We start from the raw sequence: 14,008 nt of genomic DNA, 5'->3' as shown, positions 1-14,008 counted from the left end.
TTTATACCAGAAGAATAAAATATTGCCCACCTCATTAAAAAGAACTAATTTTACCCCCCTTTTTTACTGTACAATATATGAAAAAAGACATACAGATCAGTTACGAATATTTTAAAAATAGCAGCGAACTGAGCGATATAGAAAAACAATTATTCGAAAGAGCCAAAGCGGCCCGCGAAAATGCTTATGCACCCTACTCACAGTTTTTTGTGGGATGTGCTGTATTACTGGAAAACGGAGAAATATATTCCGGAAATAACCAGGAGAATGCAGCGTTTCCGTCAGGGCTTTGTGCAGAGAGAACTACCCTGTTCTGGGTTGCAGCCAACTTTCCTGATGTAAAGGTAAAAAAGATCTTCGTTGTGGGAGGTCCGAAGGAATTTCACGAGAAGAATCCACCGATTCCACCTTGTGGAGCCTGCCGTCAGAGCTTAATAGAATACGAAACCAAGCAGCACGAAAACATCGATCTTTATTTTTCAAGTATGAATGAGGAAGTTGTAAAAGTACATGCGGTGAAGGATTTGTTGCCTTTCTATTTTGATTCGTCATTTTTATAAGGCGGATTTATAGAATTGCAATCCATGATTTTAAAATAAATATTCAGTTTTTGCTGTGGTATTTAAAATAATACGGACTTACATTTTCTTATAAGTTCTATCTGATTAAACCAACAGAAGTTCTGTTGGTTTTTTTATTTTGATACTGTGGTTGTATGGTTGGAAAACGCAAAGACGCTATTTTTTCATTCTACACGTTTTTAAGGCGCAAAGATTTTATCTGCGATAAAATTAGTGAGTGCATACTAATTGCCACTAATGCACTAATTATTTTGGAAACCAGTATGATATTTTAATCTTCTTTGCACCATTTCAGTTTCCAACAAACAGCATCAGATAAAAATCTGCGAAATCCGCGGGAAAATATTCTACGTGTGATTTTAAACTCTCGCAGATTATGCTGATGAAGCAGATCTTTGAAAGGTGTAAATAAAAAAGGCTGCTTTATTTCTAAAACAACCTTTTTATTTTTTACATTACCAATTAGTCTTCTGTTTCCTCTTCATCTTCATCATCTTCATATTGCTCCAGGTAGTAGCTGAAAGTGAAATCTTCTACTTCTTCCTCTGCATCTTCCAATGTTGTTAAAAGATCTTCAAAGATTTCAAGCTGATCTACCGTCATGTTCACGAATTCAATGTGAAGTGGCATTTCAAGGTCACCGGTAATGGTATCGAAAAGCGCATCAAGGTTATCTCCGAAATGTTCAGGAAGCTGAACTTTTTCTTTTAATTGAGCATAGAAATCCTCGTAATCGCCTATGTCTGTAAAATCTATATATACTGTCTTCATATTGAACTAAATTTCCAATTTTTACTGATTAAAAAAGTTTTGCATTTTTTGCAGAAATCCGTTTCCTCATTAGTAGGATTTTTACCTTCTGCATTTCTCATGAAGCACATTTTTTCCGGGCAATGTGGCAGCCCTTGCGTATGGCCAAGCTCATGAATGGCAATTTTATAAAACTGCTCATCCGAATTTTCTCTGCTTAGCCTAAAGCTTGAAGCTACACAAGCTTTACCTGGCCTATATCCTAAGCCCATGATCCCAAAATCCTTTATCTTCCCTTTGGTTGCACTGATATCCTTTGACGTAAGTCCAATGGTAACAAAACCTTCTTGTGTCCTATTGTTTAAAAACTTAATCGTCGAATCGGCTCTGTAGCGATTTCTTTCCTTATAATAAGCATTTTCCGGAAAGTCGATGGCTTCAAGCACTTTAACATTAGGATATACTTTTTTAATTCCCATAGCTACTGTTTCCACTTTTTCAGGTTTTATGTCTCTGAATGGCTGGATCAGTATAGTGATCACAGGTTTTTGTTCCGGCTCTTTCACTGTCATTTTCTTTTCTGAGCATGAGAGTATCAGAAATAAACACAGTAAGTAAACAAAACTTTTATTTTTCAAAATTACTACTTATCCTTATTTAAATGCAAATTATACTCTTCTACTTTTTATACTTCGTGTTTTGTCATTGCGAGGAACGAAGTGACGAAGCAATCTCAAAAAACATCCATAATATCCTGAATAGAGTCTGTTAGATTATTCCACTCTGGATTTATACTATTAATTAAGTTAAGCTTCTTCTGTCTTGATCCTGCTTTTATTTGTTTTTCTCTGGCAATGGCATCTCCTATTTCCTGAAAAGCTTCCCAATACACAAGTATATACAATTTATATCTTGATGTAAAACTTTGAGAATAATGGGCTTCTTTATGTTGCTGAACACGTTTAGGCAGGTTTGAGGTAACTCCGGTATAAAGAGTTGTATGGTTTTTATTGGTCATTAGGTAAATAAAACCTGCTTTCATCAACCTATAGAATTTATTGTAATGAAGAGATTGCTTCGTCGCTCTGCTCCTCGCAATGACAGTTACTGTTTTTCAAAACTCTTATAATGGTTTTTGGTAAGGTAAACGTCTCCGTTTTTAGTATAGATAATACGGTCTGCATTTCTTCCACCGCAATCATAGTTGACATCAGCTTCAAAATATTGATTTCCATCCGGAAGTCTTCCTTCTCTGTTACCAAATTTGTCTCCGCCAATAGCCCTTCCGGGAAGTATTTCACAAAGGTTTCCCTTGGAAGGATTCCAACCCTGGTTTCTTGCCTCTCTTTTAGTGATATAGTAATCCGGAAGCTTATGATTTTGTTTTACATAGCTGATAACCGTTTTTTCTTCAGTTAGTTTTTCAATAGAAACCTGAGCTGATGAACTTCCTGCATTGTACTGATCTTCTGTAGAAGCACTACCATAACTTACTGCCTCTGTTTTAGCCGAAGTTGCATGGTCTTTACTTTTAATAAAATTATTATAAATATACATCACAGACATTCCGAAGAGAAGTCCAAGACAAATAAAAAATACAGATCTTATTTTACTGTTCATAGTAACGATTGTTTAGTGTAACAATGTATCAGTTTAGCAATGTAACAATTATTATAAGCTGTTACATTGCTAAAAGAGTACACCTATTTATGATTCTCTCCAGTCTTCAGGAATATCACAAACCGGAATAGGATCCATTTTATGTTTTGCAGCCTTATGCATTCTATCAAAGATCTGGAACACTTCCTTATCTCTTCCTTCATAATCTTCAGCTGTTTTGGTTCCGTATTCTTTCTGAATTTTTTCCAACTCAGGATACGTGGCACCAATCTGCTGTTCATCTGTACGGTCTACATCCCAAAGTCCATCTGTAGGAATAGCTTCCTGAATACTTTTAATCAGATTTAATCCTTTTGCCAATGCATAAACTTCAGTTTTATAAAGGTCTCCGATTGGCGAAACGTCTACTCCACCATCACCATATTTGGTATAAAACCCGATTCCGAAATCTTCCACTTTATTTCCGGTTCCACACACTAAAAGTCCGTTAATCTGACCGTAGTAGTACAAGGTAAGCATTCTTAGACGGGATCTTGTATTGGCAAATGCCAGTTTTTCGTTTGGATACAGGTCATCATGTACATCAAAAGTTTTGTAAAGCTCTTCAAAAGCCGGTGTTAAATCCACAGACATAATCTCCACGTTTGGAAATCTGGATTTCAGGTCATTCATGTGGTCCTGTGCGCGGTCTACCTGATCTGCTTTCTGTCGGATTGGCATCTCGATCAGTAATGTTTTCAAACCGGTCATAGCTGCCAGTGTAGAAACCACTCCTGAATCCACTCCTCCTGAAACCCCTATTACATATCCGTTTACTCTGGCTTTTGTGGCATAATCTTTTAACCAGCCAACGATATGATCTATCACTTTTTGTGTCTGCATCGTTTATATTTTTTTAGTCTATTCCAAATTCTTTAGGATATTTCACCATCCCTTTTTTATTTTTTAATCCGTCTTTTAACAGCTCAATAGCCATTCCGTTGACTTCCGGAATTTCAAACGGAAATGAGATCCCAAAATTACTTGTTTTTTCGTAACCAAACCTAGGATAATAATCTTCATGTCCAATCAGGATCACCGATTGGTATCCTAATTTTTGAGCTCTAAGATGGCCGTCACGAATTAATTGCCCTCCAATTCCCTGATTTTGAAACTCAGGTTTTACAGAAACAGGAGCTAGTGCCAAGGATTCGAATGTTTCTGAACCATTTTCAATGATCAGTTTTGTAAACAAAATATGTCCGGCAATTGCTCCATTTTTATCTTCTGCAACCAAAGATAATTCCGGAATAAATGCCTCGGATTTTCTTAATTTTTCAACAAGAAAATGTTCCTGATGGTCACTATGTTCCATATCTCTGAAGGCTTCTTCTGTAAGTATAAAAACCTTCTCATAATCTTTTTCCTCTTCCTCTCTTATTGTTATCATTAAATATATTTTTCACGTTTAAGTTCATACCAAGAACACTTTACCCCTGAGTCTTCAAATTCTCCTGTATTTTCAAAACCCAATTTGGTTAAGATATAATTGGATCCTGTGTTTCCTGAATCAGCATAAGCGTATATCGTATTTGCTTTCAATTCGTTAAAACCATAATCTAGTGTGGCATTTGCGGCTTCCCACGCATATCCTTTCCCCCAAAACTCAGGAATAAAACGATAACCCAGATCTAAGGTTTCAACATGTCCGTTGATAGGTTCTTTTAATAGTTTTAATCCGCACCATCCTATTAACAGTCCGCTTTCTTTTTCAATAACAGCCAATCTTCCTACTCCGTTTTCTTCATATTGTTTCTGAATCATTCTGATCACGTTCTTTGATTCTTCCTTGCTTTTTACAGGAGGTTCAAGGTATTTCATCACCTCAGGATCAGAATCCATAAGAAACATGCGTTCATCATCAGTTTCTTCAAGTTTTCTTAAAATCAGTCTTTCTGTTTCCAGTATCATAGTTGTTTATTTTTTCTCTCTTCTTAATTCATACCAAAAGCAAATGCCATCTGGCTCTTCAAATTCGCCAGTTTTCTCAAATCCCAGTTTTCTTAAAATATGATTGGAAACATCATGCTCAGAATGTGCACATGCATAAATTGTCTCTGCATTCAATTCATTAAACCCGTAATCCAGAGAAGCTATTCCCGCTTCCACAGCATATCCTTTACCCCAGGATTCTGGTAAAAAACGATATCCCAGTTCCAGAACATTCTGATAACCATTTATCTCTTTGGTCAATAATTTCAATCCACTCCAGCCAATAACATGCCCACTTTCTTTTTCAACAACGGCCAGCCTTCCCACTCCGTTTTCCTCATATTGCTTTTGGATCAGTTTGATAATATTTTTAGATTCACCAATATTTGTAGATACCGGTACACCAACATATTTCATCACTTCAGGATCAGAATCCATAAGGAATATCTGCTCAAAATCAGCATCTTCAAATTCTCTTAAAATCAGTCTTTTTGTTTCTATTATCATATTATTAGTTTTGTTCATTAGTTCCAAAAATGGTAATATCTGTCTTTAATCCTTTCTTGATATCTGCTTCTTTCATTTTATTTCCGCCTACATTTAAAGTCTGTAGAGCTGGGTTTCCGGAAATATCAATATGTTGGATTTTATTGTGTTCTACATTCAGTCTCCTTAGATTTTTAAGCTGAGACAGATCAATTGTTTTTAGCTGATTTAAAGATAATGTTAATTGGTCAATTTTTGGAGCTGCCTTCAGGGAAATCGTCTCCAAAAGGTTATTATCCATGTACAAAGAAGTAAGGTTTTTCAGATTTTCAGCCTTAAATGATGCTACTTTACATCCTGTACATGAAAAAAGGTTCAGTTTGTCCATATCCTTCAGAACAATGGAAGGTACCGCATTATCATCCAACATAATCATTTTTACATTTTTAAAGAAATGAAGATCCTCCCCGGAAGTAATTCCTTTTTGAACCAAAAACAGGTTGTTAACTGCTTCTGCTTCAGCCTGACTGATTGTTCCATCTTTATTTACATCAAAATTTTCAATGACTGTCTTTTCAAGGTTTTTATCTTTAAACTCAAGCTTCTGTCCCTGTAAAAAAGCTAAGCCGAAAATCCCCGTGAGAACGGTAAATATTTTAAATTTCATCATAAAATATCCATTTAATCCTTACTTTTGTAAACTTAATGTAAAAATAATGAAGATTTTCAGATATATTGCCGTTTCTTCTGTTTTAATTATGGGACTAAACTCCTGTAAAAAAGAACCTGAAAACCAATGGAAAATAGAGGTAAAAGACACCGCCGAAAAAATCGAAATGACGGATATTTCCAAAGAGTTTTACAATCCAAATACTCCATTAGATCAGTTTAAAGCTCAGTTTCCATGGTTTCAGGGAACCGTTTCTGATGCTGATTTCTCTAAAAGAAGAGCTGATGCGGAAGAAATTAAGATCTATAAAGAAGCTATTGGAAAAATAGACCAGCCTAAATTACAGAGAGATCTTCAGGGATTATTTTCACATATCAAACATTATTTTCCACAGTTTAAAAGTCCAAAGGTATATCTGTTTTCATCAGCATTACAAATGGTTCAAGACCCAATTTTTTACGATGAAAAAGGAAATCTTTTATTCATAGATATTACTGGTTTTATGGGAGATGGTAATGCTCACTACAAAGGGTTGGAGCTATATTTCCAGAAGTCGATGAACCCACAGAATATTGTTCCGAAAGTTTCTCAGCTTTTTGCTGAAAATATTGTAACGGAATCTCCGGATCATCAGAAATTTATAGATCAAGTGATTCTTAACGGAAAAGTGATGATTCTGCAGGATGCATTCCTTCCTGATACTCCAGATTATCTGAAAATGAATTATACCAAAAAACAACATGAATGGGCTACGTACAATGAAGCCAATATCTGGAATTATTTTGTGGAAAGTAACCTGCTATTTGGTGATGATCCAAGATTGGGAGAGCGTTTTATTGCTCCGGGACCCTTCTCAAAGTTCTATACTGAAATAGACAATGAATCTTCCCCACAAATCGGAATTTTTACAGGCTGGCAGATCTGTAAAGCCTATCTCAAGGAAAAGCCTGACACAAAACTTACAGCATTCCTGAAAATGGACGCTACTCAAATTTTTAACGAATCCGGTTATAAGCCAAGTGTAACAAAGTAACCGTTATTTCATACCTATCTAAGACTTTTTGTAACTACAGAAAGTCTTTTTTTATTGACGCCAATTACACAATATCTATGGAAAACCTAATTAGCATACGGAATCTAAGCTATGGATTCACTCAAAATAAACTCATTCTCAAAAATGTAAATATTCCCGATTTTATCAATCCAGCAGACAAAGTTTTCACCCCAAATAATCCATTTCCTGATGAAGATAATTTCGTAGAAATTTTGGATAAGCTGAAGAAGTATTAACTTTGCTGAAAAATTTTAGATTGGTATGAGAAAAACTCAGATTACGATAGATGTAGAGCTTGATGAAAACCACGTTCCGGAAAACATTACATGGAATGCTCAGGATGGAGGTGTTGAAAAGGAGGAAACAAAGGCTACTATGATCTCTGTATGGGATGATAAAACAATGGAAGCTTTAAGAATCGATCTTTGGACAAAGGAAATGCCTGTAGACCAGATGAAGATGTTTATCCATCAGATTTTAGTCTCTCTAGGAAATACTTACCAAAGAGCAACCGGAGAGGAAGATGTGGCACAATGGTTGGAAGAAGTTGCAGAAGAGTTTGCTGTAAAATCGGCTATAAAGTAAAAACGTTCACAATAAATGTAACAAAGCAGCAATTTAACAGTGTAACAATTCTAAAACATTGGTAAATTGGTACACTGTTAGATTGATAAATTATAAAATATTATGAATTTTAATACCAAAGTAATTCACGGAGGGCAGCATCATGAGTCTGCAACGGGATCTGTAAACGTTCCTGTATTTTTAACCTCTACATTTGCACAGAAAAGCCCTGGAGTACACTCCGGATATGAATATTCAAGAGCGGCTAACCCTACAAGACAGGCGTTAGAAGATTCTTTAGCTAGTATTGAAAACGGAGCAAGAGGTTTAGCCTTCGGTTCTGGTCTTGCGGCTATCGATTGCGTTTTGAAGTTATTAAACCCTGGTGATGAAGTAATTGCTGTAGATGATCTTTACGGTGGTACTTACAGAATGTTTACCAGACTTTTTGAAAAATATCAGCTGAAGTTCACATTTGTTAATTTTGATGATGTTTCTAAAATTGCAGATGTAATTACTGATAAAACTAAACTGATTTGGGTTGAAACTCCAACTAACCCATTGATGAAATTGGTAGATATCAAAGCTGTAGTAGACATTGCAAAAGGAAAAGATATTTTAGTTGCTGTAGACAATACTTTTGCAACTCCTTATATCCAAAGACCAATTGATCTGGGAGCTGATATTGTAATGCATTCTGCTACCAAATATTTAGGTGGACACTCTGACGTTATTGCGGGTGCTCTTATCGCTAAAGATGCAGAATTAGGTGAAAAACTTCACTTCATTCAATTTGCAAGTGGTGGTATCTTAGGACCTCACGATTCTTACCTTGTTTTAAGAGGGATCAAAACATTGGCATTAAGAATGCAGAGACATTCTGACAACGGACTTGCTGTAGCAAAATATCTTGAAACTCATCCTGCAGTAGATAAAGTAATTTATCCTGGATTAGAGTCTCATCCTCAGTATGAGCTTGCAAAATCTCAGATGAAGGAATCTGGAGGAATGGTTTCATTCACTTTCAAATCCGGAAAGAAAGAAGATGCCATCAAATTCCTTGAAAAAGTAAGGGTATTTACTTTAGCTGAATCTTTAGGAGGTGTGGAATCTTTAGCGAACCACCCAGCTTTAATGACCCATGCTTCTATCCCAGCTGAAAAACGTGCTGAATTGGGAATCACTGATGACCTTGTACGTTTAAGCGTTGGTATTGAAGATGCAGATGATCTTATTGCAGATCTGGAAAAAGCATTTTCCTAACCACTACCATAAACTAAAAATGAGAAGGATTTAATATCTTTCTCATTTTTATTATCACCACCAAATACCTATGAAAAACATTAGAAAAGCAGTTATTGCAGATTTACCTCAATTAGCTGAACTGTTCGATCAATACAGAATATTCTATCACAAATCATCTGATATTCCTGCTGCTTCAGATTTTCTTCAGGAAAGAATTGAAAATAAAGACTCTGAAGTTTTTGTTGCAGAAGAAAACGGAATCCTGACTGGTTTTGTACAATTATATCCTATATTTTCTTCCACCAGAATGCAGCGTTACTGGCTACTAAACGATTTGTACGTTAATACCAACCATAGAGGAAAAGGCTACTCCAAAGAACTTATTGAAAAAGCAAAAGAACTGTGCAGAGCTTCAAATGCCTGCGGAATCCTTCTTGAGACAGGAAAAGGTAATGATGTAGGTAATCAGCTCTACCCTTCCTGTGGATTTGAACTCTATGACTCCGTAAATTTCTACGAGTGGAGCAATTCATAAGCAATAAGTAATGAATAATAAAATACTGCAGCTAATATTTTCATACCTTGAACCTCATTAATCTGAATCCCATTAACCCGTATCTCTGACCACACATTTTAACGTATAACCCCAAAACAACATGACAGATTTCCAAAAATACATTCAAAGATATTTAGACCAGATTCCATCAGGAGATTGGTTAGCTGAATTAAAAATATCGGAAGAAAAAACAATAGGAATTTATTCTAATCTTACTGAAGAACAATCAAGATTCGCTTACGCTGAAGGAAAATGGACACTGAAAGGATTACTCCTCCACTTATCTGATACAGAAAGAGTTTTCCAATACAGAATCTTAGCGTTTGCAAGAGGTGATAAAAACAACCTTCCGGGATTTGATGAAAATGAATATGCGGATCAGTCTTTTGCCAGTGAGAGATCGCTGGAATCTTTACTGGAAGAATATAAATTGGTAAGAAAATCCTCTCAGATTTTAATCGAAACCATGAATCCTAAGGCTTTACAAAATATTGGAACGGCAAATGGTCATGAAATTTCAGTAGAAACCATAGCAAAATTGATTATTGGACATAATTACCACCACCTGAATATTATTGAAGAAAGGTATTTATCTAAGTTGGGGTGGATGTAAGAAGATAATAAGTTTTGGCTAAAGCCTAGTCGTAGTCGAAAGAAAAATCCGCCCACGACTAGGCTTTAGCCCGTCTTTTAATTTTATAAACCATCCATTAGCTTTAACCAAAGCCTAAAAAACACCATCCTTTTTATCTCCAATTTTTTGTTCAAAATTCACAGATTCTCTACCTTTATCCACTATTTTGAATCTAGATAAAAATATGGAACCTATTATTGAAATATTAAAATCCGGCGGAACCATTCTTTACCCTACAGATACCATTTGGGGGATTGGTTGTGACGCTACCAATATAGAGGCTGTCAATAAAATTTTTGACATCAAAAAACGTGAGAAAAACAAATCGATGATTATTCTGGTAGAGTCTGAAAAAAGGCTTCAGGACTTGGTAGATGTTCCCGAAATGGCCTGGGAAATTATTGATTTAAGTGAAAAGCCGGTAACTATTGTTTATGAAAATCCAAGAGGTTTACCGAAAGAATTGCTTGCGGAAGATGGCAGCATCGGAATCAGGTTGGTAAAGAATGATTTTTGTAAAAAGCTTATCACTAAGCTGAACAAACCTTTGGTATCTACTTCTGCTAATTTTAGTGGTGATAAAAGTCCGCTGAAATTCTCTGATATTTCATCAGAAATCATCAATCTTGTGGATTATGCAGTGGAAGAAGACAGAGATAAGGTTTCGAAATACTCCGGATCTTCGGTTATCAAAATATGGAACGATAACAGGATTAAAGTTCTTAGAGAATAAAAAATCCAGTATTAATCTGTTTATTTTTTTAGAGTCTTGTCTGTATATATCGGCAGGATTTCTTTTTTTTAATTCTATCTTTGCAAAATCCAACTCGTAAAATTATATGCTATGAATCATCAAGAATTCGCTCAAATATGGGTAAATACCTGGAACTCTCATGATTTAGAGGATATCCTTACCCACTATTCTGACGATATTGAGATAACCACACCTATGATTGCTATGGCTACCGGCGGAAAAAAAAGTTCTTTAAAGGGAAAAGAAGCCGTTCGTGAATACTGGAGAAAGGCCCTGGATAAGTTTCCGGATCTGCACTTTGATCTGATTCATTCCACAGCAGGAGTAGATTCTGTAGCATTATTTTATAAGTCTATCATGGATAAACACGCTGTAGAAGTGATGTTTTTCAATGAAGAAGGAAAAATAAGTAGAATGTACGCTCATTATGACTAATGATCTACATTGGTAGAAATTGACGCTATTATAAACGATGAAAATTAATCTTACTCAAAATAAGAATTTAAAACTTTTTAAAATAATTTCTGAAGCTGCAGAAAGGAATAACCAGTCTGTATACATTGTTGGTGGATATGTTCGTGATCTTTTGATGAAGAGAAAAGCTTCCACGGATATCGACTTTGTAACAGAACAGAGCGGTATTGAACTAGCTCAGAATGTGGCTCAGGATATTGACCCTAAATTAAAAGTTTCTGTATTCAAAACCTATGGAACAGCCATGATAAAGTATAAAGATCTTGAGCTGGAATTTGTAGGAGCCAGAAAGGAAAGCTATACGGAAAACAGCCGAAAACCTGAAGTAGAAGGCGGAACTTTAGAAGACGATCAGAAAAGAAGAGATTTTACGATCAATGCAATGGCTATTTCTTTAAATAAAGATAATTTCGGGGAACTGATTGACCCATTTAACGGAATTGAAGATCTGGAAAAAGAGATTTTAAGAACTCCGTTGGAACCTGCTCAAACCTATTCTGATGATCCATTGAGAATGATGAGAGCAGTACGATTTGCTTCCACTCTACATTTTACTATTGAAGAAAATTCCTCAGAAGCGATTAAGCAGGAAGCCGAAAGAATCAAGATTGTTTCCATGGAAAGAATCATGGTGGAATTCAATAAGATCATGCTATCTGAAAAACCTTCTGTAGGCTTGAAATTAATGGAACAAACAGGACTTTTAAAGCTTGTTATTCCTGAATTAATTGAACTTAAAGGAGTTGAAGAGGTTGAAGGACAAACTCACAAAGATAACTTCTACCACACTCTTGAGGTAGTGGATAATATTTCCATCAATACAGATAACCTTTGGCTGCGTTGGTCTGCATTACTTCATGATATAGGAAAAGCACCTACGAAGAAATTTGTGGAAGGCACAGGATGGACATTCCATGGGCATGAATTCTTAGGTTCTAAAATGGTAAAAACTCTTTTCCAAAGATTGAAATTACCATTGGGAAGCGATATGAAATATGTTCAGAAAATGGTAAAGCTTTCTTCCAGACCTATTGCCCTGATTACAGATGACGCCTCAGATTCTGCCTTAAGAAGGCTTTTATTTGATGCCGGAGAAAACCTTGAAGATCTGTTTACACTTTGTAAAGCAGATATCACCACTAAAAATTCTAAAAAACAGGAAAAATTCAAGAAAAACTTTGAATATGTAGCGGTGAAAATCAAAGAGGTAGAGGAAAAAGATCAGGTAAGAAACTTCCAACCCCCTATTACAGGAGAAGAGATTATGGAGATGTTTAATCTTCAGCCGGGCCGTGAAATCGGTATTTTAAAGGAAAAGGTAAAAGAAGCCATCCTTGAAGGTGAAATCGCTAATGAAAAGGAAGAAGCTACAAAATTTGTCATTGTCGAAGCAGAAAAATTAGGATTAAAAATAAACTAATTTTCACTCGAGAGAAAAAGCAAAGCTAGATATTTTTTATCCAGCTTTTTTTGTGCTTCAATAAGGTATATACCAAAGCCGGGCGGGTTCTAAGAACCCACCCGGAAAAAAACACAAATGATGAAAAAATAAAAAATTATATTATATACGCCGAAGCGTAATTTTTAGTTTTTATAGAAACCGTTTGTTCCAACACCTGCAGTAAAGGTTTTCAATAAAGTACCATCCAACGTACTGTAAACATTTACCTTACCATCTTCACTAAAGTTTGCTTCTGAAGCAAAGATTTTCCCATCAATAACATCAAATCCATAAACATTTCCTACCGCTGTTGCAAGAGGCATTATTGGCGCTATAGTCCCAATAGGCATTTCATATATTTTATTATTCTTGGCAATAAAATAGAATTCGTTATTATAAGCTCTCAATTTCTGTACATTAGAAATTCCGGTAAGTGTAGTGGTAGTATAGTTTCCTGCTTTTGAATTAATTTCATAAATGTATGAATCTACTTTATCAGCAACTAATACATAAGCAATTCCATTGTGAGCAATAAGGTCTTTTATGATTCCTTTAGCAGGTAATGTAATTGTCGTTGGATTAACCATCGTAGAAGGGTTTACAACAGTAATTGTGTATCCTGTTGGAAGCTCATTATAAGCAGCATCATAACCTACCCCATCTGTCTGCACGATGATGTTACCTTCTGCCTCTACAACTTTTTCGGCTAAACGCGGAAATTCTATACTGCCAAAATAAACATTATCTGAAATATTATAAGCATTTAATTTCTTTTTGCCGGAAAAATTATTATTTGTTACAAAATATTTATTTCCGGAGAATGCAATATATCTTGGATTATCAAGATTTTCCGTTACTGTAGTTTGTAATTTAAATGTCGTTCGGTTTACAATATCAATTTTGTTAGGAATATTGGCAACGAGATATGCTTTATCTCCACTGAAACCTATACTCTGAAGTACTTTTCCGAAAGCTTCTCCCCCATTATTATTAGAATAGATATTAGTATAAACTGTTCCCAGGTTGTTGCTTATAAAAGTAACATCAGAAGTTGGCTTTGTAAACCCACCTTCATTAGCAACAAGGATTCCGTTTCCGTAATTTACTTGTGTTCCACCCGTTTCAGTATCGTTATCACTACTACAAGAAACATTGAAAAGTAGTATAGAAGCAAATGCAAGAGGTAAAATTCTTTTGATATTCATATA

At 35.4% G+C, this 14,008-nt stretch carries 20 protein-coding genes; 10 read left to right on the top strand and 10 right to left on the bottom strand.

Going from position 1 to position 14,008, the window contains the following annotated elements; genetic code table 11:
* The first annotated feature begins 77 nt into the window (after window positions 1–77).
* Window positions 78–560, top strand: coding sequence for a cytidine deaminase (locus tag J2772_RS07350; RefSeq protein ID WP_045499942.1), 483 nt, complete (start codon window positions 78–80; stop codon window positions 558–560).
* Between the two features lie 483 nt (window positions 561–1,043).
* Here the strand turns inward: J2772_RS07350 and J2772_RS07345 are convergent, their stop codons facing one another.
* From J2772_RS07345 to J2772_RS07305, 9 genes are all read right to left on the bottom strand, one after another.
* The gene (locus J2772_RS07345; RefSeq protein WP_045499946.1) at window positions 1,044–1,352 is read right to left on the bottom strand and encodes a barstar family protein; all 309 of its coding nucleotides are present in this window, start codon (window positions 1,350–1,352) and stop codon (window positions 1,044–1,046) included.
* The gene (locus J2772_RS07340) at window positions 1,349–1,903 is read right to left on the bottom strand and encodes an archaemetzincin (protein WP_209915174.1); all 555 of its coding nucleotides are present in this window, start codon (window positions 1,901–1,903) and stop codon (window positions 1,349–1,351) included. Before J2772_RS07340 ends, J2772_RS07345 begins: the two co-directional genes overlap by 4 nt.
* A gap of 161 nt (window positions 1,904–2,064) precedes the next feature.
* Window positions 2,065–2,373, bottom strand: a complete 309-nt coding sequence (locus J2772_RS07335) for a GIY-YIG nuclease family protein (protein WP_209915171.1) — start codon at window positions 2,371–2,373, stop codon at window positions 2,065–2,067.
* A 62-nt stretch (window positions 2,374–2,435) separates the two neighbouring features.
* A complete protein-coding gene (locus tag J2772_RS07330) occupies window positions 2,436–2,951 on the bottom strand; it encodes a ribonuclease domain-containing protein (protein WP_209915167.1) in 516 nt (171 codons plus the stop codon).
* Between the two features lie 87 nt (window positions 2,952–3,038).
* A complete protein-coding gene (gene nadE, locus J2772_RS07325; RefSeq protein WP_209915164.1) occupies window positions 3,039–3,833 on the bottom strand; it encodes an NAD(+) synthase in 795 nt (264 codons plus the stop codon).
* Window positions 3,834–3,846: 13 nt separating this feature from the next.
* Window positions 3,847–4,380 (bottom strand): GNAT family N-acetyltransferase, encoded by a 534-nt coding sequence (locus tag J2772_RS07320; protein ID WP_209915160.1) that lies wholly within the window; start codon window positions 4,378–4,380, stop codon window positions 3,847–3,849.
* Entirely contained in the window at window positions 4,380–4,901 is a 522-nt protein-coding gene (locus J2772_RS07315; protein ID WP_209915157.1) for a GNAT family N-acetyltransferase, read from the bottom strand. Before J2772_RS07315 ends, J2772_RS07320 begins: the two co-directional genes overlap by 1 nt.
* Before the next feature lie 6 nt (window positions 4,902–4,907).
* Window positions 4,908–5,429, bottom strand: coding sequence for a GNAT family N-acetyltransferase (locus J2772_RS07310; RefSeq protein WP_209915154.1), 522 nt, complete (start codon window positions 5,427–5,429; stop codon window positions 4,908–4,910).
* A gap of 4 nt (window positions 5,430–5,433) precedes the next feature.
* On the bottom strand, window positions 5,434–6,078 hold the full coding sequence (locus J2772_RS07305) for a leucine-rich repeat domain-containing protein (RefSeq protein ID WP_209915151.1): 645 nt from the start codon (window positions 6,076–6,078) through the stop codon (window positions 5,434–5,436).
* A 46-nt stretch (window positions 6,079–6,124) separates the two neighbouring features.
* On the opposite strand from J2772_RS07305, the gene J2772_RS07300 reads away from it, so the two are divergent.
* The 9 genes from J2772_RS07300 to J2772_RS07260 all read left to right on the top strand — a co-directional run bounded on the left by J2772_RS07300 (window position 6,125) and on the right by J2772_RS07260 (window position 12,779).
* Window positions 6,125–7,111: a gliding motility protein GldB gene (locus J2772_RS07300; protein WP_209915148.1), complete on the top strand. Its 987-nt coding sequence runs from the start codon at window positions 6,125–6,127 to the stop codon at window positions 7,109–7,111.
* A 77-nt stretch (window positions 7,112–7,188) separates the two neighbouring features.
* Window positions 7,189–7,368, top strand: a complete 180-nt coding sequence (locus tag J2772_RS07295) for a hypothetical protein (protein ID WP_209915144.1) — start codon at window positions 7,189–7,191, stop codon at window positions 7,366–7,368.
* 25 nt (window positions 7,369–7,393) lie between these two features.
* Window positions 7,394–7,717: a gliding motility protein GldC gene (gldC, locus tag J2772_RS07290; protein ID WP_045499959.1), complete on the top strand. Its 324-nt coding sequence runs from the start codon at window positions 7,394–7,396 to the stop codon at window positions 7,715–7,717.
* A 102-nt stretch (window positions 7,718–7,819) separates the two neighbouring features.
* Window positions 7,820–8,959 carry a cystathionine gamma-synthase gene (locus tag J2772_RS07285; protein WP_045499962.1) on the top strand — a complete coding sequence of 380 codons (1,140 nt, stop codon included), beginning with the start codon at window positions 7,820–7,822 and terminating at the stop codon, window positions 8,957–8,959.
* Window positions 8,960–9,029: 70 nt separating this feature from the next.
* Window positions 9,030–9,476: a GNAT family N-acetyltransferase gene (locus tag J2772_RS07280; RefSeq protein ID WP_209915141.1), complete on the top strand. Its 447-nt coding sequence runs from the start codon at window positions 9,030–9,032 to the stop codon at window positions 9,474–9,476.
* A 121-nt stretch (window positions 9,477–9,597) separates the two neighbouring features.
* Window positions 9,598–10,110, top strand: coding sequence for a DinB family protein (locus tag J2772_RS07275; protein WP_209915137.1), 513 nt, complete (start codon window positions 9,598–9,600; stop codon window positions 10,108–10,110).
* Between the two features lie 205 nt (window positions 10,111–10,315).
* Complete coding sequence (locus J2772_RS07270) at window positions 10,316–10,864, top strand: L-threonylcarbamoyladenylate synthase (RefSeq protein WP_068944281.1); 549 nt, start codon at window positions 10,316–10,318, stop codon at window positions 10,862–10,864.
* 111 nt (window positions 10,865–10,975) lie between these two features.
* Complete coding sequence (locus J2772_RS07265; RefSeq protein ID WP_209915135.1) at window positions 10,976–11,320, top strand: nuclear transport factor 2 family protein; 345 nt, start codon at window positions 10,976–10,978, stop codon at window positions 11,318–11,320.
* A gap of 37 nt (window positions 11,321–11,357) precedes the next feature.
* On the top strand, window positions 11,358–12,779 hold the full coding sequence (locus tag J2772_RS07260; RefSeq protein WP_209915130.1) for a CCA tRNA nucleotidyltransferase: 1,422 nt from the start codon (window positions 11,358–11,360) through the stop codon (window positions 12,777–12,779).
* Window positions 12,780–12,943: 164 nt separating this feature from the next.
* On the opposite strand, the gene J2772_RS07255 is transcribed toward J2772_RS07260, so the two are convergent.
* Complete coding sequence (locus J2772_RS07255) at window positions 12,944–14,005, bottom strand: DUF5074 domain-containing protein (protein WP_209915127.1); 1,062 nt, start codon at window positions 14,003–14,005, stop codon at window positions 12,944–12,946.
* Window positions 14,006–14,008: the final 3 nt, after the last annotated feature.

The sequence above is a fragment of the Chryseobacterium jejuense genome, from assembly GCF_017877355.1.
GTDB lineage: Bacteria > Bacteroidota > Bacteroidia > Flavobacteriales > Weeksellaceae > Chryseobacterium > Chryseobacterium jejuense_A.
Note: the sequence above shows the minus strand (reverse complement) of the source record. Positions and strands in the feature narration are given on the sequence as shown.

Bases quoted from the DNA above. Each gene is read 5' to 3' on its own strand.
- J2772_RS07350 (WP_045499942.1), top strand. From the start codon at position 78: ATGAAAAAAGACATACAGATCAGTTACGAATATTTTAAAAATAGCAGC.
- J2772_RS07345 (WP_045499946.1), bottom strand. From the start codon at position 1,352: ATGAAGACAGTATATATAGATTTTACAGACATAGGCGATTACGAGGAT.
- J2772_RS07340 (WP_209915174.1), bottom strand. From the start codon at position 1,903: ATGACAGTGAAAGAGCCGGAACAAAAACCTGTGATCACTATACTGATC.
- J2772_RS07335 (WP_209915171.1), bottom strand. From the start codon at position 2,373: ATGAAAGCAGGTTTTATTTACCTAATGACCAATAAAAACCATACAACT.
- J2772_RS07330 (WP_209915167.1), bottom strand. From the start codon at position 2,951: ATGAACAGTAAAATAAGATCTGTATTTTTTATTTGTCTTGGACTTCTC.
- nadE (WP_209915164.1), bottom strand. From the start codon at position 3,833: ATGCAGACACAAAAAGTGATAGATCATATCGTTGGCTGGTTAAAAGAT.
- J2772_RS07320 (WP_209915160.1), bottom strand. From the start codon at position 4,380: ATGATAACAATAAGAGAGGAAGAGGAAAAAGATTATGAGAAGGTTTTT.
- J2772_RS07315 (WP_209915157.1), bottom strand. From the start codon at position 4,901: ATGATACTGGAAACAGAAAGACTGATTTTAAGAAAACTTGAAGAAACT.
- J2772_RS07310 (WP_209915154.1), bottom strand. From the start codon at position 5,429: ATGATAATAGAAACAAAAAGACTGATTTTAAGAGAATTTGAAGATGCT.
- J2772_RS07305 (WP_209915151.1), bottom strand. From the start codon at position 6,078: ATGATGAAATTTAAAATATTTACCGTTCTCACGGGGATTTTCGGCTTA.
- J2772_RS07300 (WP_209915148.1), top strand. From the start codon at position 6,125: ATGAAGATTTTCAGATATATTGCCGTTTCTTCTGTTTTAATTATGGGA.
- J2772_RS07295 (WP_209915144.1), top strand. From the start codon at position 7,189: ATGGAAAACCTAATTAGCATACGGAATCTAAGCTATGGATTCACTCAA.
- gldC (WP_045499959.1), top strand. From the start codon at position 7,394: ATGAGAAAAACTCAGATTACGATAGATGTAGAGCTTGATGAAAACCAC.
- J2772_RS07285 (WP_045499962.1), top strand. From the start codon at position 7,820: ATGAATTTTAATACCAAAGTAATTCACGGAGGGCAGCATCATGAGTCT.
- J2772_RS07280 (WP_209915141.1), top strand. From the start codon at position 9,030: ATGAAAAACATTAGAAAAGCAGTTATTGCAGATTTACCTCAATTAGCT.
- J2772_RS07275 (WP_209915137.1), top strand. From the start codon at position 9,598: ATGACAGATTTCCAAAAATACATTCAAAGATATTTAGACCAGATTCCA.
- J2772_RS07270 (WP_068944281.1), top strand. From the start codon at position 10,316: ATGGAACCTATTATTGAAATATTAAAATCCGGCGGAACCATTCTTTAC.
- J2772_RS07265 (WP_209915135.1), top strand. From the start codon at position 10,976: ATGAATCATCAAGAATTCGCTCAAATATGGGTAAATACCTGGAACTCT.
- J2772_RS07260 (WP_209915130.1), top strand. From the start codon at position 11,358: ATGAAAATTAATCTTACTCAAAATAAGAATTTAAAACTTTTTAAAATA.
- J2772_RS07255 (WP_209915127.1), bottom strand. From the start codon at position 14,005: ATGAATATCAAAAGAATTTTACCTCTTGCATTTGCTTCTATACTACTT.